Source organism: Herbaspirillum sp. DW155, assembly GCF_037076565.1.
In the GTDB taxonomy this organism is placed as follows: Bacteria; Pseudomonadota; Gammaproteobacteria; order Burkholderiales; family Burkholderiaceae_D; genus Herbaspirillum.
The window spans coordinates 1853610-1874215 of the sequence record NZ_AP029028.1; the positions used below are offsets into that span (position 1 = coordinate 1853610).

General features: G+C 62.6%; 22 protein-coding genes, 2 tRNA genes and 1 pseudogene. 15 read left to right on the plus strand and 10 right to left on the minus strand.

What is annotated here, in order from left to right; genetic code table 11:
* The first annotated feature begins 25 nt into the window (after positions 1–25).
* Positions 26–832: an alpha/beta hydrolase gene (locus AACH55_RS08340; protein WP_338718971.1), complete on the plus strand. Its 807-nt coding sequence runs from the start codon at positions 26–28 to the stop codon at positions 830–832.
* Positions 833–900: 68 nt separating this feature from the next.
* On the opposite strand, the gene AACH55_RS08345 is transcribed toward AACH55_RS08340, so the two are convergent.
* On the minus strand, positions 901–1095 hold the full coding sequence (locus AACH55_RS08345; protein WP_338718972.1) for a hypothetical protein: 195 nt from the start codon (positions 1093–1095) through the stop codon (positions 901–903).
* Positions 1096–1151: 56 nt separating this feature from the next.
* On the opposite strand from AACH55_RS08345, the gene AACH55_RS08350 reads away from it, so the two are divergent.
* Positions 1152–1631, plus strand: coding sequence for a helix-turn-helix transcriptional regulator (locus tag AACH55_RS08350; protein ID WP_338718973.1), 480 nt, complete (start codon positions 1152–1154; stop codon positions 1629–1631).
* 162 nt (positions 1632–1793) lie between these two features.
* On the opposite strand, the gene AACH55_RS08355 is transcribed toward AACH55_RS08350, so the two are convergent.
* The 3 genes from AACH55_RS08355 to AACH55_RS08365 form a co-directional block, all read right to left on the minus strand.
* Positions 1794–1869, minus strand: a tRNA-Lys gene (locus tag AACH55_RS08355).
* Between the two features lie 71 nt (positions 1870–1940).
* Positions 1941–2016, minus strand: a tRNA-Lys gene (locus AACH55_RS08360).
* A gap of 146 nt (positions 2017–2162) precedes the next feature.
* Complete coding sequence (locus AACH55_RS08365; RefSeq protein ID WP_338718974.1) at positions 2163–2996, minus strand: spermidine synthase; 834 nt, start codon at positions 2994–2996, stop codon at positions 2163–2165.
* Between the two features lie 178 nt (positions 2997–3174).
* Between AACH55_RS08365 and AACH55_RS08370 the strand changes: the two genes are divergently transcribed.
* From AACH55_RS08370 to AACH55_RS08380, 3 genes and pseudogenes are all read left to right on the plus strand, one after another.
* A complete protein-coding gene (locus tag AACH55_RS08370; RefSeq protein ID WP_338718975.1) occupies positions 3175–3996 on the plus strand; it encodes a MetQ/NlpA family ABC transporter substrate-binding protein in 822 nt (273 codons plus the stop codon).
* Between the two features lie 112 nt (positions 3997–4108).
* Entirely contained in the window at positions 4109–4249 is a 141-nt protein-coding gene (locus AACH55_RS08375) for a hypothetical protein (protein ID WP_338718976.1), read from the plus strand.
* A 75-nt stretch (positions 4250–4324) separates the two neighbouring features.
* A pseudogene (locus AACH55_RS08380) lies at positions 4325–4420 on the plus strand (type II toxin-antitoxin system prevent-host-death family antitoxin); the annotation flags it as partial.
* Between the two features lie 3 nt (positions 4421–4423).
* Here AACH55_RS08380 and AACH55_RS08385 read toward each other — a convergent pair.
* Complete coding sequence (locus tag AACH55_RS08385) at positions 4424–4906, minus strand: DNA-deoxyinosine glycosylase (protein WP_338720224.1); 483 nt, start codon at positions 4904–4906, stop codon at positions 4424–4426.
* Positions 4907–5162: 256 nt separating this feature from the next.
* Between AACH55_RS08385 and AACH55_RS08390 the strand changes: the two genes are divergently transcribed.
* From AACH55_RS08390 to AACH55_RS08405, 4 genes are all read left to right on the plus strand, one after another.
* The gene (locus AACH55_RS08390) at positions 5163–5912 is read left to right on the plus strand and encodes an SDR family oxidoreductase (RefSeq protein WP_338718977.1); all 750 of its coding nucleotides are present in this window, start codon (positions 5163–5165) and stop codon (positions 5910–5912) included.
* Positions 5913–5975: 63 nt separating this feature from the next.
* Positions 5976–6422 (plus strand): Mpo1-like protein, encoded by a 447-nt coding sequence (locus AACH55_RS08395; protein WP_338718978.1) that lies wholly within the window; start codon positions 5976–5978, stop codon positions 6420–6422.
* Between the two features lie 167 nt (positions 6423–6589).
* Positions 6590–7042, plus strand: a complete 453-nt coding sequence (locus AACH55_RS08400) for a glycine zipper 2TM domain-containing protein (protein WP_338718979.1) — start codon at positions 6590–6592, stop codon at positions 7040–7042.
* Positions 7043–7136: 94 nt separating this feature from the next.
* Positions 7137–8603, plus strand: a complete 1467-nt coding sequence (locus AACH55_RS08405) for an IS1182 family transposase (protein WP_338718889.1) — start codon at positions 7137–7139, stop codon at positions 8601–8603.
* 123 nt (positions 8604–8726) lie between these two features.
* On the opposite strand, the gene AACH55_RS08410 is transcribed toward AACH55_RS08405, so the two are convergent.
* The 3 genes from AACH55_RS08410 to AACH55_RS08420 form a co-directional block, all read right to left on the minus strand.
* Positions 8727–9254: an FUSC family protein gene (locus AACH55_RS08410; RefSeq protein WP_338718980.1), complete on the minus strand. Its 528-nt coding sequence runs from the start codon at positions 9252–9254 to the stop codon at positions 8727–8729.
* A 137-nt stretch (positions 9255–9391) separates the two neighbouring features.
* Positions 9392–11302, minus strand: coding sequence for a molecular chaperone HtpG (htpG, locus tag AACH55_RS08415; protein WP_338718981.1), 1911 nt, complete (start codon positions 11300–11302; stop codon positions 9392–9394).
* A gap of 159 nt (positions 11303–11461) precedes the next feature.
* On the minus strand, positions 11462–12958 hold the full coding sequence (locus AACH55_RS08420) for a PLP-dependent aminotransferase family protein (RefSeq protein WP_338718982.1): 1497 nt from the start codon (positions 12956–12958) through the stop codon (positions 11462–11464).
* Positions 12959–13124: 166 nt separating this feature from the next.
* Between AACH55_RS08420 and AACH55_RS08425 the strand changes: the two genes are divergently transcribed.
* From AACH55_RS08425 to AACH55_RS08445, 5 genes are all read left to right on the plus strand, one after another.
* Positions 13125–14204 (plus strand): threonine dehydratase, encoded by a 1080-nt coding sequence (locus AACH55_RS08425; protein WP_338718983.1) that lies wholly within the window; start codon positions 13125–13127, stop codon positions 14202–14204.
* Positions 14205–14215: 11 nt separating this feature from the next.
* Entirely contained in the window at positions 14216–14815 is a 600-nt protein-coding gene (locus AACH55_RS08430) for a LysE family translocator (protein ID WP_338718984.1), read from the plus strand.
* 80 nt (positions 14816–14895) lie between these two features.
* Complete coding sequence (locus AACH55_RS08435) at positions 14896–15822, plus strand: DMT family transporter (RefSeq protein ID WP_338718985.1); 927 nt, start codon at positions 14896–14898, stop codon at positions 15820–15822.
* 195 nt (positions 15823–16017) lie between these two features.
* On the plus strand, positions 16018–16476 hold the full coding sequence (locus tag AACH55_RS08440) for a RidA family protein (protein ID WP_039786637.1): 459 nt from the start codon (positions 16018–16020) through the stop codon (positions 16474–16476).
* Positions 16477–16559: 83 nt separating this feature from the next.
* The gene (locus tag AACH55_RS08445) at positions 16560–17756 is read left to right on the plus strand and encodes a PLP-dependent aminotransferase family protein (protein WP_338718986.1); all 1197 of its coding nucleotides are present in this window, start codon (positions 16560–16562) and stop codon (positions 17754–17756) included.
* 90 nt (positions 17757–17846) lie between these two features.
* Here the strand turns inward: AACH55_RS08445 and AACH55_RS08450 are convergent, their stop codons facing one another.
* Together AACH55_RS08450 and AACH55_RS08455 are read right to left on the minus strand one after the other, a co-directional pair.
* On the minus strand, positions 17847–18983 hold the full coding sequence (locus AACH55_RS08450; protein WP_338718987.1) for an MBL fold metallo-hydrolase: 1137 nt from the start codon (positions 18981–18983) through the stop codon (positions 17847–17849).
* A gap of 94 nt (positions 18984–19077) precedes the next feature.
* Positions 19078–19461, minus strand: a complete 384-nt coding sequence (locus tag AACH55_RS08455; protein WP_338718988.1) for a tautomerase family protein — start codon at positions 19459–19461, stop codon at positions 19078–19080.
* 162 nt (positions 19462–19623) lie between these two features.
* Between AACH55_RS08455 and AACH55_RS08460 the strand changes: the two genes are divergently transcribed.
* Positions 19624–20469: a LysR family transcriptional regulator gene (locus tag AACH55_RS08460; RefSeq protein ID WP_338718989.1), complete on the plus strand. Its 846-nt coding sequence runs from the start codon at positions 19624–19626 to the stop codon at positions 20467–20469.
* Positions 20470–20606 lie beyond the last annotated feature (137 nt).

Sequence of the window (20606 nt, forward strand, 5' to 3'; positions counted from 1 at the left end):
AAGCCGTATGAGACGAGGAGCGAGCATGGCAGAGCGGCGGGATGAGACCATCGAGGTGGCTGGCGCTGTCCTGTACGCGAGCCAGTGGGGCGGGCCGCTGGCGGGGCGTCCACCCATCGTGCTGTTGCACGATTCCTTGGGCGCCGTGGCCTTGTGGCGTGATTTTCCGGCCAGGCTCGCCGCTTGCACGGGGCTTCCCGTGATCGCTTATGACCGTCCCGGCTTCGGCCAGTCCACCGCGCGTAGCGATGCCTTGCCGCCAGACTTCATTGCCGCCGAAGCCAATGCTTCGCTGAAGGTGGTGCTGCAGCATTTCGGCGTGCCCAAGGCCATCCTGTTCGGCCACAGCGTAGGGGGCGGCATGGCCATATCTGCCGCCGCGCAGATGCCGCAGCAGGTGCTGGTCGTCATAACCGAATCGGCGCAGGCTTTCGTCGAAGACCGTACCTTGCAAGGCATCCGCAATGCCCGGGCCAGCTTCGCCGACCCGGTGCAACTGGCACGCCTGGCCAAATATCACGGCAACGACTTGCAGCGGGCGCGCTGGGTACTCTCGGCCTGGATCGACACCTGGCTCTCGCCGTCTTTTGCGGACTGGTCGCTGGCGCCCATGCTGGCGCGTCTGGTGTGTCCGGTGCTGGCACTGCATGGTGATCTGGATGAATTCGGCAGCCTGGCGCATCCCCGCATGATTGCCAGTCTGCCATCGGCGTTTCCGGGGCAGGGCCAGTATCAGGTACTGGCGCAGTGCGGCCATGTCCTTCACCGGGAGCAACCGGAACAGGTCGTGCAGGCGGCCAGCAGTTTCCTGCTGCGGCACGGCCTCCTCTGACGCAGGCCTCTGATGCAGGCGGCAGCCATTTTTCTTCCCGTTGATGCGCGCACGCCGGGCGCACGGATTCACTCGACCGGATGCTCGCGACGATAAGCCCGCAATCCCAGCAGGTACATCGTGCGGATAAACAGGGCACGCGAGCGGTAAGTTTGTCTCGCCAACAAGGCGGCTTCCTCGAATTCCGCCTCATTTAATCGAAAATTCACCAGACGCGTCGCTCCTTTTGCGGGCTTACGTTCGCTTTGTTGCTTCTGTGCCATAAGATGTCTCCTCGCTGTTGGACTGAAAGCAACATTCTAGGAGAGGTCCTTTTCATATGTCATCGAATAAAACTGAATTTTTGACAATACTTGGTGATCGCCTTGCTGAAGAGCGAGGCCGCTGCGGCCATACCCAGAAATCGGTAGCGGACCACCTCGATATCACCGCGCGCACGCAAATCAAATATGAGATCGGCGAGACTGCGCCGGACGCCTATTATCTGCACGGCCTGGAGGAGATCGGCATTGATCTCACCTATGTGCTGACCGGCGTACGCGGCGCCAGGCCCAGCCCGGAGGAGAGCGAACTGATTGCCTGTTATCGTGCCGTTGATGCGACCATGCGCAGTTCGCTGGTGCAGTTGTTGTCGGGCTTGTCGCAGATGTCCAAGGGCGCGAAGAAGAAGCGCGATTTGCCCACCGCCACAGAGCACAAGCGAACCCGGCCCGGACGGCAGCGCAAGGTGGCGGTGGGCCAGGCAGAGCGCGGCGAGTTTAAGGCAGTCAGCCCCACAGACCTCTCACAGGAAAAGTAGTGGCGCACCGGGAATGACACATCGCGCGCAGCAGGTGGCAGGAGCGGCAGGGGGGCAAGAGGGCAGAACAGGGCACGAGGGGGCAAGATCCTTGGGCTGCAAATCCGCAAGGCATGCAGCAACAAAAAAAGCACCACGATCACTCGTGGTGCTTTTCGTTGTTGGTGGGGCGTCACAGATTCGAACTGTGGACCTACGGATTAAGAGTCCGCTGCTCTACCAGCTGAGCTAACGCCCCGTGGTGTTCCTGAAACGATCAGGTCGACCTGGAAGTGAAAAAGGCCTCGTGTTGGGAGGCCTTTTGAAATTTGGTGGGGCGTCACAGATTCGAACTGTGGACCTACGGATTAAGAGTCCGCTGCTCTACCAGCTGAGCTAACGCCCCGTTGCTGCACTTCGTTGTTGCCTCAGTGCTGCAAGAGAGAGCGCATTATAGGAGGGAGGTCGGGGTCGTGCAAGCCTTTTTTGGAAAAAAGATAAAAATATTTTATCTTTTCGTCTCCAACGCCACGCCTGGCCTCATTCTCCTGCTCAGTCGCCCGACAAGCCGGCCTTGATCCCGTTGACCCAGGACTTGGCCGGCAGCTTGGTCTGGCTCTCGATCAGGGCCGCGCGTCCATAGAGTTCGGGAAAATCGAATTCCACCGCACCCTTGAAGGCCAGCGCCACGACATTGCCATCATGGACTTCCGGCAGCGAGACCACGGTATCGAACGCATATTCCATCGCCCGCAGGTTCTTGGCGTAGCTGGGATGGTCGCCGAAGAGATTGACCGTCATCACGCCGCCCGGCGCCAGGCTGTCATAGCAGGCCTGGTAAAACTCGGGGCTGTCTAGCACCGGCCCGCGCGCCGTGGCGTCGTAGAGATCGACCTGCAGTGCGTCGATGATGCCGTGGGTTGCGGCATGGACGATGAAATCCATGGCATCGCTTTCGATGATCATCAGCCTGTCGTCCGGCTCCGGCAGCTTGAACATGCTGTGGCAGATGGCGATGACGGCCGGGTTCAGCTCCACCGCCGTCACCTGCGCCTGCGGGAATTGCCGGTAGGCGAACTTGGTCAGTGCCCCGGTTCCCAGGCCGAGCTGCACGATGTGACGTGGCGCCCGGTTGAAGAGCATCCAGGCCATCATCTGTTGGGCGTATTCCAGCTCGATCCAGTCCGGCTTGCGAATGCGCATGGCCCCTTGCACCCACTCGGTACCGAAATGCAGGTAACGCACGCCTTCCAGCTCGGACAGCGTGACGGGCGCATATTTCGGTTTGCGGGGTTTGCTGGCGTCGGCTTCCAGCTGTTGACGGCGGCGATTGGGACCGGCCTTGGTATTGGCCTGGGCTTCGATGGATTTTCTTCGGATGAGCATGATATGAATGAAACGGCGCGGCAGCCGGAGAGGCTGCCTGCGGATGCCGAATGATACCTTGCCTTGAGAGCCCGCCAGCGGCCGCAGCACGCTTTGCGCATATCGACATGCGAATTCATTCCTTCTGCCGGACGCGCGCGCATGTGAGGATGCGGACCTCATCATTTCCGGAGTTCCCATGCCATTGGCTGCCATCATCAAGCGCATCGCCGCCGCTGCTGCGCTGACCCTGGTCCTGGTGCCGCACGGCGCCAGTGCGCAGGACAAGAACAAGATCAAGGTCGGCATCTCGGTCGGCAGTGCCGAGGCCATCTTCGAGGTCGTCAAGAAAGTTGCTGCACGAGAGGGTCTTGAGATCCAGACCGTGGTCTTCAGCGACTACCTCCAGCCCAACGCCGCACTGGCCTCCGGCGACCTCGACGCCAACGCCTTCCAGCACCGTCCCTACCTGGAAAGCCAGATCGCTGCGCGCGGCTACAAAATCGTACCGGTCGGCCTGACCATCACGGCGCCGCTGGGCATCTACTCGCGCAAGTTCAGATCGGTGGAGCAGTTGCCCAATGGTGCGCAGGTCGGTATCCAGAATGATCCCTCCAACGGCAACCGCGCGCTCTTGCTGCTGCAGAAGGCCGGTCTGATCAAGCTCAAGCCGGGCGTGGGTGAAAACGGCGTCAATGCCACCCCGCTGGACATCATCGACAATCCGCGCAAGCTCAAGCTCAAGCTCATCGAACTGGATGCAGCGCAACTGCCACGCTCGCTGGACGACCTGGCGGCGGCCTCGATCAACAATGACTATGCCTACAAGGCTGGCCTGTCGCTGCAGAAGGACACCATCGCCGTGGAGGATCCACGCGGCCGTTACGCCAACATCATCGCCACCCGGGCCGAGGACAAGGACAAGCCCTGGGCCAGGAAGCTGGTGCAGGCCTACCAGTCGGAGGAAGTGCGCAAGTTCATCGAGACCGAGTTCAAAGGATCGCTGGTGCCAGCGTTCTGAACGTCGCTTCAAGAGCCGCTCTCTGCCGCCCGCCCTCAGGCCGGGCGGTTTTTTTTCGTCCGCTTGCCGTCGGGGTGGGCGCTGGCGGCCCGCGCTCCATTAAACTTGCGCCATGCTCAAGAACCTCATCCTCTGCCTGAAGCTGGCCATCGTCTTCTGCGCCATCGTGTTTTTCGCGAAGGCTTTGCAGTATTTGATCTTCAATGGCGGGTTTTCGGGGGAGTTTTATGACTATCTGTTCTTCAGGAAATGAAGAAAGGAATGGTCAACATGTACCAATATGGACATGTGCCAGGGTGCAGCTTTCGGTCATCGCAGGAGGCTGCCCATGCGCACAGCCCACTTTACCGACGCCCGCAGCAACCTCAAGAACGTGATTGATCGCGTGGTCGAAGATGCCGATATGACCCTGATCACCCGGCGCTGATCAGCGCAGTGCAGCCAGCCAGCGCGCACGCTTGTCCTCATACGCCAACGCCGCATGCGCCGGACTGCTCGAGGGCAACACCACCACCCGATAGTCCTGCACCTTGGCGCCCAGCGCCTTGATCCCGATCTTGCCAGCGGTACCACCATTGAAGGCGATGGTCTTCAACGCCGGCAGTGTGGCGATCAGCGTCAGCAAGTCATTGCCGCTGTGATCCCGGATTTCGCTGTCCAGACTGCCGATGCGCCGGGCCTGGGCGATCACGTCCCACAGGCCGATGCGATGCTGCAGCAAGGTGGCCAGCCTGGCGGCATAGTCCATGGCGTAAAGGTCAACTCCGATCACTTCGCCCACGAGCCGCCAGAACGCATTGCGCGGATGCCCGTAATACTGGCGGACCGCCAGCGAGGCCGCTCCCGGCAGGCTGCCCAGGATCAGGATGCGGGTATCCGGCGCCACCACCGGCGCAAAGCTGGCCAGCAAGGGATCAGCAGTGGCGGTATCGCCATTGTGAGCAGCATCAGCGGCAGAGGAAGGGGCGGCGGCAGAGGAAGAGCGAGCAGGCATGAAAACGGCCGGGATGAAAAGAATTTCAGCAAGCGCCACCTGCATCGCAGCCCGTGCACAATGGCGCGGCTGCAGAGGCGGTTGGCTTGCGGCAAAATGCACAAGAATTCATATCTTAGCTTAACCCGCCCAGGCGCCAGGCGCCGGGCCATTCATTCAAGGGAGACTGAACATGACAGATAAGGTCATCATCGTGACAGGCGGCAGCCGTGGCATCGGCGCGGCCACCGCATTGCTGGCAGCGCAGCGCGGCTACGCTGTCTGCGTCAATTACGTCTCCAACCGCGAGGCGGCCGAGTCGGTCGCCAGCCAGATCCGCGCCGCAGGCGGGCGGGCCATCACGGTGGCAGGCGACGTCTCCAAAGAGGAAGACGTGCTGCGCCTCTTCACCACCACCGACCAGGAGCTGGGCCGCGTCACCGCCCTGGTCAACAACGCCGGCATCCTGGAACATCAGTCGCGCCTGGACGCCATGAGCGCCGAGCGCATCACCCGCGTGCTGGTCGCCAACGTCACCGGTAGCCTGCTGTGCGCCCGCGAGGCGGTCAAGCGCATGTCCACACGGCATGGCGGGCAGGGTGGGGCCATCGTCAACTTGTCGTCGATGGCCGCCAAACTGGGCGGACCGGGAGAGTACGTGGACTATGCCGCCTCCAAGGGCGCCATCGATGCCTTCACCGTGGGCCTGGCCAAGGAAGTGGCGGCCGAAGGCATTCGCGTCAACGCCGTGCGTCCGGGCCTGATCTATACCGACATCCACGCCAGCGGTGGCGAGGCCGGCCGGGTGGACCGGCTCAAGGATGCCGTGCCGATGAAGCGCGGCGGTACCGCCGGCGAAGTCGCCAACGCCATCCTGTGGCTGCTGTCGGACGAATCCTCCTATGCCACCGGCACTTTCATCGACGTTTCCGGTGGCCGCTGAGGCCCTGGGCAGTCAATAGCAGACTAAACAGCCACTAAACAGCCACTGAGCAGGGAGCCCCGCATGGACAGCATGAATTCCCCCCGCCGCATCGATGCACTGCTGGCCCGCTATGCGCAAAGCCATCGCCATCCGATGAATGAACTGATCCACTGCATCTGCATACCGGCCATCGTGTTTTCGCTGCTGGGGCTGTGCTGGAGCGTTTCTCCCGCCGTGGCCCTGCTGGTGGCCGCCGCCGCGTTGGCCTGGTATCTGCGCCTTTCGCCACCCTTTGCCGTGGGCATGCTGGCCATGTCGGCGCTGATGCTGGTGGTGCTGGCACGGCTGCCTGCCGCAGCGGTGCTGCCGGTGTCGGCGGTGGTCTTCGTGCTGGCCTGGATCGGCCAGTTCATCGGCCACCGCATCGAGGGCAAGAAGCCGTCTTTCTTCGAGGATCTGCGGTTTTTGCTGGTCGGGCCGCTGTTCGTGCTGGCCTTCCTGTATCGCCGCTGGCACATCGCTTATTGATGTCACCGGATTGCGGTGGATTTCCGGCTCGGGACGTCTTTGTATTAAGATGTAAAGGATTATGTGCTCCGGCGCCAAACGCGCGATCATGTTGCGTTCGCGCGGACGCACGAATTCCCCCCGCCGCCCGGAGACGGGCCAAACAGTTATCAGTCGGAGTTTTTTGTATGAAGAAATTGCTTTTGATCGCCGCCCTGGGCTCCCTCGTGGCCGGCTGCGCAGTGACCCCCAACTCGGCCAGCGTCTACAACTCCCACCAGGCCCAAGGTGAACAGACCGTGCGCATGGGCGTCGTCGAATCGATCCGCAACGTGACCATCGACAAGGGTTCGACCGGCATCGGCACCCTCGGCGGCGCGGCGCTGGGCGGCATCGCTGCCGGCTCCAACATCGGCGGCGGCAACGGCGCCCTGGCTGCCGGCATCGTCGGTGCCCTGGCCGGCGGCGTGCTGGGCAACCAGGCCGAAGCCCACCTGAACAACCGTCCGGGCCTGGAAATCACCGTGCGTCTGGATAACGGCGAATTGCGCGCCATCACCCAGGATGCCGATGAACCTTTCCGCGTCGGCGAACGTGTGCGTCTGCTCTCCAACGGCCGCACCACCCGCGTGACGCACTGATCTTTGCGCAGCGTATGAAGAAGCAGGACTGCGGTCCTGCTCAGATTGATGACAAAGCCCTGGCGAGAGCCAAGGCTTTGTTGTTTAATCGGTCATGCTCAAAAAACCGACAGCCGCCCAGCACGAGTTAGAGATGGTGACCATCGAGATGCTCGTGCCCAAGGACCATCTGCTGCGCAAGATCGACGCGGCGGTGGATTTCGAGTTCATCCGCGAGAAGGTGGCGCATCTGTATTGCGCCGACAATGGCCGCCCGGCACTGGACCCGGTGGTACTCTTCAAGCTCTTGTTCATCGGCTACCTCTTCGGTATCCGCAGCGAGCGCCAGCTCATCCGCGAGGTCCAGGTCAACGTGGCCTATCGCTGGTTTGCCGGATTCCGTCTGACCGACAAGGTGCCGGACTCCTCCACCTTCTCCCAGAACCGGCGCCGCCGCTTCATTGATACCACCGTCTATCAAGACATCTTCGACGAGATCGTGCGCCAGGCCATTGGACGCGGCATGGTCGATGGCCGTGTGCTCTACAGCGACAGCACCCACCTCAAGGCCAACGCCAACAAGAACAAGTTCGACTACGTTCAAGTTACCCAGACCCCCTCGGCCTATCTGGCCGAACTGGATGCGGCTGTGGATATCGACCGTGCCGAGCATGGCAAGAAGCCGCTCAAGCGCGACGATGATGATGAGCCGCCCACCAAAGAAATCAAGGTCAGTCGCACCGATCCCGAGAGCGGCTACATGGTGCGCGACGACAAGCCCAAGGGCTTCTTCTACCTGGATCACCGCACCGTCGATGCCAAGCATTGCATCATTACCGATACCCATGTCACGCCCGCCTCAGTCCATGACAGTCAACCTTATCTGGCACGCCTGGATCGTCAGCGCCAGACGTTCGGATTTGATGTACAGGCCGTTGGCCTGGATGCTGGCTATTTCACACCGGCCGTCTGCCAGGGACTGGAGAATCGCGAGATCAGCGGCGTGATGGGCTACCGCACACCCAACCACAAGCCGGGGACATTCTTTAAACGGGCGTATGAGTACGATGCCTACCGTGACGAATACATCTGCCCGCAGGGCCAGTCCTTGCACTACAGCACCACCAATCGGCAGGGGTATCGGGAATACAAATCCAAGCCTGAACAATGCCGGGGCTGCAAGGTACGCGAGCAATGCACCAATAGCGCCAATGCGGTCAAGGTGGTGACGCGCCATGTGTGGGAGCGTTCCAAGGAGAAGGTGGATGATCGGCGTCGTACCGAATGGGGCAAGCGCATCTATGCCCGACGCAAGGAAACGGTAGAACGCAGCTTCGCCGACGCCAAGCAATTGCACGGACATCGCTATGCCCGCATGCGCGGCTTGCGCAAGGTCGCCGAGCAGTGCTTGTTGGCGGCGGCGGCCCAGAACATGAAGAAGATTGCCCTGCTGGTGGCGCGCTTGCGCGCGCTTTTACCGGGCTTGAACGCCTATGCCAGCGTACAAAAGTGGCTACAGAGAAAAATGAGCGCATTGCTTGGCTTCTGCGCCATCGACCATCTGCAAATTACCTGCGCCTGAAAAACAAAACCCCGTGTTCGAAAACACGGGGTTCGTCATCAACCTGAGCAGGACTGCGGTCCTGCTTTTTTTCGCCCGTTTCTTCAGTTTGAGGCTAGGGATTCTTCCCTTTTCTTCGCAACCTCAGGAGCTGCCCGCCTCACTCCCGCCTGCGGGCTTGCGCAGCTTCAGCCACCACATGTAGACCACCGTCTGCAACAGCGCCACCGTACTGCCGACCAGCACTTCCCCCACGCGCATGAAGGCCAGGTGCAGTTCCTCGTGCAGTCCGTTGCCGGTAAAGGCCGCCGACAGCAGAATCACCACCGTGGCCGGTCCCAGCCGCCAGTTGCTGGGATAGTTCTGCAACAGCATGGCCACCACCACGGCCGCCGTCAGCGCGGCCAGCATGGCGATGAAGGTCGGGCCGAATATCACCAGCGCAATGCAGGAAACGATACAGCCTGAAATCGTATTGATCACCCGCGCACGGAAGTTGGCCTTGGCCACCGTCATGTCCGGTTCGGTCACGATGATGAGCGAAATCATGGCCCAGTAGGGCTCTGCGATCCCCAGCGCCCGCAGGCCGTACCACAGGATCAGGCAGCCGGAGAGGATCTTGATCAGGTAGGCCAGCGCATTCTTGCGGGGATTGATGAAGTGCAATTCCATAGGCCGATGTTAACCAGCCAGCATCATGGCTGCAAGCCGATATGAATGAAAACGCCGCCTGCGAGATTCCCCGCAGGCGGCGTTCCTGCCACACAAGCCATCACGGCCCGCTGGCATGGTCTGGCCTATGAACGAATTTACTTGGCGGCCATGGCCAGCAGCATGTCGTTCAGACGCTTGACGAAGCTGGCCGGGTCCGCCAGGGCACCGCCTTCGGCCAGCAGAGCCTGGTCGTAGAGGATGTGCGACCAGTCGTCGAAGCGCGCTTCTTCATACTTCAGGCGCTGCACCAGCGGGTGGTCCGGGTTGATTTCCAGCGTGGGCTTGGATTCCGGCGCAGCCTGTCCGGCGGCCTTGAGCATGCGCACCAGATTGCCCGACAGCTCGTTCTCGTCGGCCACCAGGCAAGCCGGGGAATCGGTCAGGCGGAAGGTCACGCGCACTTCCTTGGCCTTGTCGCCCAGCGCGGTCTTCATCTTCTCGACCAGCTCCTTGTACTCGGCTTGCGTCTCTTCGTGCTGCTTCTTCTCGGCTTCGTTTTCCAGCTTGCCCAGGTCCAGACCGCCCTTGGCCACCGATGCCAGTTCCTTGCCCTCGAACTCGGTCAGGAAGGACAGCATCCACTCATCCACGCGGTCGGTCAGCAGCAGCACTTCCACACCCTTCTTGCGGAAGATTTCCAGATGCGGGCTGTTCTTGGCGGCCTGCCAGGTCTCGGCGGTGACGTAGTAGATCTTGTCCTGGCCTTCCTTCATGCGGCCCAGGTAATCGGCCAGCGAAACATTCTGCACATCGCTGTCATTGTGGGTGGAAGCAAAGCGCAGCAGCTTGGCGATACGCTCCTTGTTGGCCGCATCCTCGCCGATGCCTTCCTTCAACACCTGGCCGAACTCGGTCCAGAAGGTCGTGTACTTGTCCTTCTGTGCCTGCTCTTCGCTGTTGGCCAGCTCTTCCAGCAGGCTCAGCACGCGCTTGGCCGAGCCGTCGCGGATGGCGCGCACGTCGCGCGATTCCTGCAGGATCTCGCGCGAGACGTTCAGCGGCAGGTCGGCCGAATCGATCACGCCCTTGACGAAGCGCAGGTAGACCGGCATGAGCTGCTCGGCATCATCCATGATGAACACGCGCTTGACGTAGAGCTTGATGCCGCCGCGCTTGTTGCGGTCCCACAGGTCGAACGGGGCGCGTGCCGGGATGTAGAGCAGCTGGGTGTATTCGCTGCGGCCTTCCACGCGGTTGTGGGTGTAGGCCAGCGGGGCGCCGAAGTCATGCGAGACGTGCTTGTAGAACTCTTCATATTGCTCGGGCGTGATGTCCGATTTGCTGCGGGTCCACAGGGCGCTGGCCTGGTTGACCGTCTCCAGCTCGTCCTTCTGCACGGTTTCCTTCTTTTCCTCATCCCATTCTTCCTTGTTCATCAGGATAGGCAGGGAGATGTGGTCGGAATACTTGCGGATGATGGACTTGAGCTGCCACGAGGAGAGGAATTCATCTTCGCCTTCACGCAGGTGAAGAATGATGTCGGTGCCGCGATGGGGTTTGTCGATCTGCTCGATGGAGAAATCGCCCGCGCCTTCGGATTCCCAGCGCACGCCTTCGGAAGCGGGCGTGCCGGCACGGCGCGTCTCGACCGTAATGCGGTCGGCGATGATGAAGCCCGAATAGAAGCCCACGCCGAACTGGCCGATCAGGGCGGCATCCTTCTGCTGGTCGCCCGACAGGCGCGAGAAGAATTCCTTGGTGCCCGACTTGGCGATGGTGCCCAGGTGCGAGATGGCCTCGTCGCGGTTCATGCCGATGCCGTTGTCGGAGATGGTGATGGTGCGCGCCGCCTTGTCGAAGCTGATCTTGATCTTCAGTTCCGGATCGTCCTCGAACAGGCTGCCATTGTTGATGGCCTCGAAGCGCAGCTTGTCGGCCGCGTCCGAGGCGTTGGAGACCAGCTCGCGCAGGAAGATTTCCTTGTTCGAATACAGCGAGTGGATCATCAATTGCAGCAGTTGCTTGACTTCGGCCTGGAAGCCCATGGTCTGTTTTTCGGATGCCATGTGGTTGTCCTTATTGAAGAAATGGATGAGTGAAATAGGCAGAGCTGATCGTCTGTGGGCAGGATATAGGGAGAGACTTGCAGTTTTTCAACCGCAATTTTTGGCGTTTTTCTTCACTTCGTGAGTTTTTTTGGATTTGCCGGTCGCCGTGCGGCGGCCTCAACCGGCCATCGCCCGTTCCAGGAAGCGCCAGATGCCGGGATCGGACATCCCCGCCACGTTGATGCGCATGCGGGTGGAGGGCAGCTGGGCGGGGGAGAAGAGGCTGCCCGGTGCCAAGAGGAAACCCTGTTCCATGGCCTCTTCGGTGAGCACGTTGGTATCGCGCCCGGTATCGACCCACAGGAACATGCCGCACGGCGGCGGATCGCCCACGTCCATGCCCAGCCGTTCGAGCTGGCGCATCACCTTGTCGCGCGCGCCGTTGAGACGGGCGCGCAGGCGCTCCGCATGCTTGCGGTAGTGCCCTTCGGAGAGCACCCGGTAAGCCACCCGTTCGCCGATCTCGCCGGTGGTCAGGGTCGAGAGCAGCTTGCGATCAGCCAGGCTGCGCGCCAGTTCGGCCGAGGTGGCGATGAAGCCCACGCGCAAATTGGCCGAGAGCGTCTTGGAAAAGCCGCCGAGGTAGATCACCCGCTGCAACTGGTCCAGCGCCGCAATGCGCGTGGCGGCCTGCACGCCCGAGCCGGGGTGCATGTCGCAATAGATGTCGTCCTCGACGATGATGAAGTCATGCTCCTCGGCAATGCGCAGCACCTGAAAGGCCTTGGCGGCCGACAGCGAAGTCGAGGTCGGGTTGTGCAGCACCGAGTTGATCACGTACAGCTTGGGTTGGTGGATGGCCGCCAGTTCGCGCAACTGGGCGATGTCCGGGCCGTCGGCCAGGCGCGGGATGCCGACGATCTTCGCGCCCAGCGCGGCAAAGGAGCCGAACATCAGGAACCAGGCCGGATCATCCACGAAGATCACGTCGCCCGGCCGCAGGAAATGCCGCGCCACCGTATCGATGGCCTGCGTCACGCCCGTGGTCAGCACGAACTGCTCGGGAGCGGCGGCGATTTCCAGTTCGGCCAGCTTGAGCTGCAACTGCTGGCGCAGCGGCAGGAAGCCCAGTGGCGTGCCATAGCCCAGCAGCAGGGAAGGATTGTCGCGGCTGATGGCGCGCAGGGCATTGGCGATCAGTTCGCCATCGAGCCAGTCCGGCGGCAGCAGGCCGCCCCCGGGCATCTTGTGCGGCGGCATCTGGCGGAACATGTTGCGCACCAGCCAGACCACATCCAGCCCGCGCTCGGCCTCGGCCACTGCCTCGGCCTGTGCGGCCAGGTTGCCGTAGCCGTTGGCGATGGCCACCCGTTCCTTGACGTAGAAGCCTGAACCCCGGCGCGACTCCAGATAGCCCTGCGCGACCAGCCGGTCAAAGGCTTCCACCACGGTAAAGCGGGAAATCTCGTGGGCCTCGGCAAACTGCCGGATCGAGGGCATGCGCGCACCGCCGCGCAGGAGCTTGTCGTCGATGCGGGCGCGTACGCCTCGCACGATCTGGTCCAGCAGCGACTCGCCACTGTCCCGTATCAGCAACGGCCAGCCGGGCAGGGCGCTGTCGCTGGCAAGTGTCTGGGACGGGATGCTGCGCAGATGCTTAACTGTATTGGTCATTTTACCGTGACAATGTTCAAAACTATTTGGAAAAGTGTACAGGTACTGTACCGGTATTGTCGGCTAGGATATCAGCCAGTGCAAGAGTAAGTGGCCTGGCGGAAATGCGTCGGAATGCCCCGCAATCCATGCTCTTGTTTCGCATCTTTTCGAGGAGACCATCGCCATGACCAGCCTGTCCGCCCCTGCCCACCAAGCCACCCAGGCCAACTGTACTGGCCGCGATCTGCTGCCCGGCATGGAGGAGATCGAACAGGCGGCCGGCATCGTCTACGCCGGCATGGCGCCGACGCCGCAACTGTGCTGGCCGCTGCTGAACCAGGCGCTGGGTGCCGAGGTCTGGGTCAAGCATGAGAACCACGCGCCGACCGGTGCCTTCAAGGTGCGCGGTGGCATGGTCTACCTGCATCATCTGGCCCGGCAGCAGCCGCAACTGTCCGGTGTGATCTCGGCCACGCGCGGCAATCACGGTCAGTCGGTCGGCCTGTCGGCGCGGCGCTTCGGCATTGCCGCCACCATCGTGGTGCCCGAAGGCAACAGCCGCGAAAAGAATGCCGCCATGCGCGCGCTGGGTGTGGAGCTGATCGAGCACGGCCGCGAATTCCAGGACAGCCGCGAACACGCACAGCGCCTGGCCGCCGAGCGGCAACTGCACATGATTGCGTCGTTTCATCGTGATCTGGTGGCCGGGGTCTCGACCTATTGGATGGAACTGTTCACGGCCCAGCCCGCGCTGGATCTGGTGCTGGTGCCCATCGGCCAGGGCTCGGGCATGTGCGGCGCGGTCGCGGCCCGCAATGCGCTGGGCCTGAAGACCCGCATCATCGGGGTGGTGTCGGCCCATGCGCTGGCCTACAAGCTGTCCTTTGAAGCCGGCCGCAAGATCGAGGCGCCGGTCTCGACCTGCATCGCTGATGGCGTGGCCTGCCGGGTGCCGGACCAGGCTTCGCTGGAGGTGATGCTGTCCGAGGTCGATGAAGTCGTGGCCGTGACCGATGATGAAGTGATGGATGCCATGAAGCTGGCCTTCATCGCTACCCACAACGTCGCCGAAGGCGCGGGAGCCTGTGCCCTGGCAGCGGCCCTGCAATTGCGTGCGCGGCTGCGCGGCAAGAAGATCGGCATCACGCTTTCCGGCGGCAACGTCGATCACGATGTGTTTGCCCGCGTGCTGGCGCGCGACAGTGCCGCCGCCGATGCCCTGCTGGCGCCGGCCCGGGTGCTCGCGCTGACGCCGGCGGCGTAGAGGAGCAAGGCATGATCGAAGCCTTGCTGCCCTTGATGTCGTTTGCCTTCGTCTCCTCCATCACGCCGGGGCCGAACAACATCATGCTGACGTCCTCGGGCATCTGGTTCGGGTTTCGCCGTTCCCTGCCGCACATGCTGGGCATCACCTTCGGCTTCGGCGTGCTGCTGGCCGTATGCGCATTCGGTATAGGCGAGCTGGTGGTGGCGGTGCCGCCCGTGGTGGTGCTGTTGAAGACACTGGGCTGTGCCTATCTGCTCTACCTGGCCTGGCAGTTGCGCCGCATGGCCGTCGCCGGCGCGGGTGAGCGGGCGGTGCGGCCGATGTCCTTCGGGGCTGCGGCGCTGTTCCAGTTTGCCAATCCCAAGGCCTGGGTCATGGCCATTACCGGTGCCTCGGCCTTCATGCCGTTGTTGCATGAGCAGTCCGGCTGGCTGGCCATCCTGATCTACTGTGCGGTGTTCTGCATCATCAACCTGCCTTGCATCTCGCTATGGGCCGGTGCCGGTGCGGTCTTGCGGCGCTATCTCGAACAGCCACGCTGGCGCCTGCTCTTTGCGGGCAGCATGATCCTGCTGACGCTCTATTCGGCGCTGGCGATCTGGCTGTAAGGAGAGATGAGGGCAGGGCCGGTAGCGGTAACGTATAAATCATTTATATCAATCCATCATTTCGACCACAGGGGGCATTCATGCAGGCAGGCAGTCCACCAGGCAACTCCACGGCGCCATCCCCGGCCATCAGTCCGGTCCGCCACGAAAGCCGCGGCATGTGGCTGGGCCTGATCGGCGTGGCCGTGTTCAGTCTCACGCTACCTTTTACCCGCATCGCCGTGGCCGAACTCAATCCGGCCTTCGTCGCCTTCGGCCGCGCGGTGGTGGCCGGGGTCTGCGCGCTGGTGCTGCTGGCCTGGATCAAGGCGCCGCGCCCGACCCGGCCACAACTGCGCGGTCTGGTCATCACGGCGCTGGGCGTGGTGGTGGGCTTCCCGCTGTTTTCCTCGATCGCGATGCGCTACGTACCGGCCGCGCACGGCGCCGTCGTGGTCGGCCTGTTGCCGCTGGCGACCGCCTTGTTCGGCGCGTTGCGCTTCGGTGAGCGTCCTTCGATGGGCTTCTGGCTGGCGGCGCTGGCCGGCTCCGGCATCGTGATCGCCTTCGCCTTGCGGGAAGGGGGCGGCAGTTTTCATCTGGCCGATTTTGCGCTCTTTGCCGCCGTCATCACCGCCGCCATGGGCTATGCCGAAGGCGGGCGGCTGGCGCAGAGCATGGGCGGACAGAACGTGATCGCCTGGGCGCTGGTAGTGGCCTTGCCGGTGATGCTGCCGGTGTCGGTGTGGCTGGGCTGGCAGTACGGTGTGAGTGCCTCGGGCCCGGCCTGGCTGGCCTTTGGCTATGTGTCGCTGTTCTCGATGTTCATCGGTTTCTTCTTCTGGTACAAGGGGCTGGCCTTGGGCGGTATCGCCCGCGTCGGCCAGGTGCAATTGTTGCAACCCTTCATGAGCCTCTTGGGCGCCGCCGTGATCGCCCATGAAGCGCTGGATGCGAGCAACATGCTCTTCGCCCTGGCCGTGATCGTGGTGGTGGCCATTGGCCGCCGCATGGCAGTGCGCCGCTGAGCCTGGCCCGGCGAGGGCTGCAAAAACGGCGCTGACGCTGCTCTGACCGGGTTTGCGAGCCGAAATAGTTCAGCAGGCGCGGGCTAAAGGCCCGGTTTTTTGAGATAATCGAACACTTGTTTTTTCACATTTTGTCAACGCGCAACGCCCCTGCCTTCTGGCCGCAAACGGGCGTTGTCCAACAGGGAGTACCGCATGTCCGTCTATGAAAAGCTGAAAGCACTGAACATCGAACTGCCCGCCGTGGCCACCCCGGCAGCAGCCTATGTGATGTACGCACAAACCGGCAATACCGTCTTCCTCTCCGGCCACCTGGCCAAGAAGGATGGCAAGGTATGGGTCGGCCAGCTCGGACGCGACATCGGCACCGACGACGCCAAGCTGGCCGCACGCGCCGTGGCCGTGGACCTGATCGCCACCCTGCAGGCGGCCTGTGGCGGCGACCTGACCCGCGTCAAGCGCATCGTCAAGCTGATGAGCCTGGTCAATTCGACCGGCGAATTCACCGAGCACCACCTGGTCACCAATGGCGCCTCCGAGCTGATCGGCGAAGTCTTCGGCGACGCCGGCAAGCATGCCCGTTCCGCCTTCGGCGTGGCGCAGCTGCCCATGGGCGCCTGCGTGGAAATCGAAATGATTGCCGAGATCGCCTGACCCCTCGCCTGACCGGCTGTTGCGGCCGCAGAAGCCGCACGGCCCGAAGCACACTCACACCGAACACAGACTGAACGACCCGTATGAAACTCGAAAATCCCGCACCGCTGCAGTGGCAGTTCTCCCAGCGCGCCGAAGCCATGAAAAGCTCGGCCATCCGTGAAATCCTGAAGGTGACGATGCGTCCCGACATCACCTCCTTCGCCGGTGGCCTGCCTTCGCCGCTGACCTTCCCGGTCGAGCACATGAAGACCGCCTTCGACCGCGTGCTGAGCCAGCAAGGCAAGATGGCCCTGCAATACGGCCCCACCGATGGCTACCTGCCGCTGCGCGAATGGATCGCGGCATCGCTGTCGACCAATGGCGCACAGATCACGGCCGAACAGGTGCTGATGGTGTCCGGTTCCCAGCAAGGCCTGGACCTGCTGGGCAAGGTGATGATCGACGAAGGCAGCAAGGTGCTGGTCGAGACCCCCAGCTACCTGGGTGCGCTGCAAGCCTTCTCGCTCTATGGCGCCAAGTTCGAGTCCGTGCCCAGCGATGAATTCGGCCTGCAACCCGAGACCATCGAAGCCATCGCCGGTGGTGCGCGCATGCTGTATTCGCTGCCCAACTTCCAGAACCCGACCGGCCGCACCCTGCCCGTGGAGCGCCGCTTCAAGCTGGTGGAAACCTGTGCCCGCCTGGGCCTGCCGCTGATCGAGGATGATCCGTATGGCGCCCTGAGCTACCAGAATGCACCGCTGCCCAAGATGCTGTCGATGAATCCCTCGGGCGTGATCTACATGGGTTCCTTCTCCAAGGTGCTGACCCCTGGCATCCGCCTGGGTTACGTGGTCGCGCCGCGCCCGCTGATCCTGAAGATGGAACAGGCCAAGCAGGCCACCGACCTGCACACTGCGCAGCTGACGCAGATGGTGGTGTACGAAGCCATCAAGGACGGCTTCCTCGATCAGCACGTGCCGACCATCCGCAAGCTCTACGGCGACCAGTGCCAGGCCATGCTGGACGCGTTGCAACAGTACTTCCCGGCCAGCTGCAGCTGGAGCAAGCCGGAAGGCGGCATGTTCATCTGGGTGACCCTGCCCGAGCACCTGGATGCCGGCGCGCTGTTGAACGAAGCGGTGGAACAGGAGAAGGTCGCCTTCGTTCCGGGCGCGCCGTTCTATGCCAACGTGGCGCAGAAGAACACGCTGCGCCTGTCCTTCGTGACCGTGCCGCCGGAGCAGATCCGCGCTGGTGTGGAACGCCTGGGCAGGCTGATCGCGTCCAAGCTGTAATTTGATTCGCCGCGATCGCGGCGTTTCTCTACCATTCGCCAGGGCCCGCATCCGAAATGATGCGGGCCTTGTCGTTGATACGCTGCTGATTCACTCATCCAGCTTCAGCGTCTGCCCATGCTTGAGCGTAACGAACTGCTCCTGCGGCAGGCCGGCCTCGCGCAGTGCCTTGGCCAGCTCCCTGGGCGGTTCGTCGAGCGCCTCGTCGGCCAGTTCGAATGTGCCCCAATGGATGGCCACCGAACGCTTGGCCCGCACGTCCTCGTGGATCAGCACCGCCTGGGCCGGATCGACATGCTGGTTCTGCATGAACCAGCGCGGCGCATAGGCGCCGATGGGAATGAGCGCCAGGTCGAAGCGGCCGAAGCGCTCGCCGATGTCGCGGAAGTCCTTGGAGTAACCGGTGTCACCGGCGAAGTACACCGAGAAAGGCTCGGATGAGGCGGGTGCCGTAGCGCCGGCCTTCCTGGCAGGCGCCTGCGCTGCCGTCTGCATCACCCAGCCACCCCAGAGCGTTTCGGAACGGTCGAAGATGCCGCGTGCCGACCAGTGCACGGCCGGGACGAAATAGATGTCCAGGTTGTCCAGCACGGTCTTGTCCCACCAGTCCATTTCCTTCACGTTGGTAATGCCCAGCGCCAGGAACCAGTCGCGCACCCCCAGCGGTACCAGGAACAGCGGCGGCCCGCCTGCCTGGAGATTGAGTTGCTCCACACTCGCCCGGTCCAGGTGGTCGTAGTGGTTGTGCGAGATCACCACCACGTCGATGTGCGGCAATTCGCTGATCTGCATCGGCAGCGGCACCTTGCGCGCCGGCCCGATGAAGGAGAACGGCGAGGCCCGCTGCGAGAACATGGGATCGGTCAGTACGTTCTTGCCCCCGAGTTGCAGCAAGGCCGTGGCATGGCCGATCCAGGTCACGCTGGGCGTGTCATGGTTGGCCTTGAGCCAGGCCAGGTCGGGCTTGACGACGGGAAACCGGTAATTGTTTTCAGGCGGCCTGGGCAGGCCCTGGGTCAGGCGCTCCCATTGCCACTTCCAGAAGGAGCCGCGCTCGGGTTGCGCATAGTTGTTGCGAAAGCCCGTCTCGGTGCGATTGGGTTTGTTGGGATCGTAGTACTTGCCGGAGGAAGAGCAGGCGCCCAGGCCGGCCGCCAGCAGCAGGATGGCAAGGCAACGGCACAGGCGGCGTGCTTGCGGCACGAGGCAGGATGTCGCAGGTGGCATGGAAGAGGCGCGGCAGCCGCGCAATCATTGGAATGCGCAACATCCTAGCAGGTGAGCGCGCGGCATGCAGGGCAGGGCGCATGGGGCGCCACGTTCAGATCACGTATTGCGCCAGCCCGCGCCCGAATGACCAGTTGCCCTTGTCGCCCTCGACCAGACTGATCATCACGTCATCGGGGCCGATGCCGGGGTTCTGCTGCAGGCGCTCGACGATACGCGCATAGAGCGCGTTCTTCTGCGCCTGCGTGCGCGTATTGCTGACCGTCAGCTGGATCAGCACGAAGTCATCCGTGCGCGCCATGCCCATGTAGCTGCGGCTGAAGACCAGTTCTTCCGGATCGTGCTCGCTGATGACCATGAAGCGGTCATCCTCCGGCACGTTGAAACTTTCACGCAGGGCTTCATAGACGTTCTCGGCGATGGCGCTGCGATAGGCGCGGGACTTGCCGCGCAACAGGGAAATGCGGACCAGGGGCATGAGGCTCTCCTTGTGAGGTTGACGATGGAACATGGCAGGCGGCGCGAAGCCTCCATGCCCTGCATGCTATGCTGGCACGATGATTTGAAAAACCACTGATTGATGATTTCAATGATTGAAATTCGTCATCATGGATTCCTGACCGCAAGGAAGCCTCACACCATGGAAAAACCTCTGGATCTGGACACCGTTCAAGCCTTCGTGCTGACGGCCGACCTGCAAAGCTTCACGCGCGCCGCCGAGGCGCTGGACAGCACGCAATCGGCCGTCAGCTTCAAGCTCAAAAAACTGGAACACCGCCTGGGCCGTCGTCTGCTGGAGCGCACCCCACGCCAGGTGCGCCTGTCGGCCGAAGGGCAGCAGTTCCTGCCGGCCGCACGCAACCTGCTGGCCGCGCATGAACGCGCGCTGGAACAGCTGGATCAGGGGCCGGTACGGCTTTCTGTGGGCATCAGCGACCACGTGGCCGGTGCCGGTCTGCCGCGTGCGCTGGGGCAGGTGCATGCGCTCGATCCTGGCGTGGTGGTGGAAGTGCGGGTAGGGTCTTCGCACGACCTGATGCCGGCCTATGAACGCGGAGAACTGGATGCCGTCATCGTGCGCCGCGAACCGCAGGACCGGGGCGGCAAACTGGTGATGGAAGAACGCATCGGCTGGTTCGCCCATCCCGATGCGCAATGCTGGGCGGGGCCGGCCTTGCGTGTGGCGACCTTTTCATCGGCCTGCCGCATCCGGGAATTGTCCTTGCGCAGACTGGATGCGGCCGGTATCCCCTGGGTGGAAGTGTTCGTCGGCGGCGGCATCCTGGCTGTGGGCGCGGCGGTCAGTGCGGGACTGGCGGTATCGGCGCTGCTCCATCGCAGTGCGCCGCCGGGTGCCGTGGAAGTCGGCGAACGCCTGGGCTTGCCGAGCCTGCCGCTGGCGCAGGTGAGGCTGCATTCACGGCTCAAGGAACCGCGCACGCAGACGGCCTTGCGCACGCTGGTGGCGGCGTTGAAGGCGGGGTGACAGGAGCAGGATAGTTGCTGCTGACCTGAAGCCGTCCAGAGGGCTCGAATTTTTTCAAAAAAATCCCTTGAAAACAAAAATCCCCATCCCTAGATCGGTACCAGCAGATGCTTGACGTTGAGGTCTGCGACGAAAAC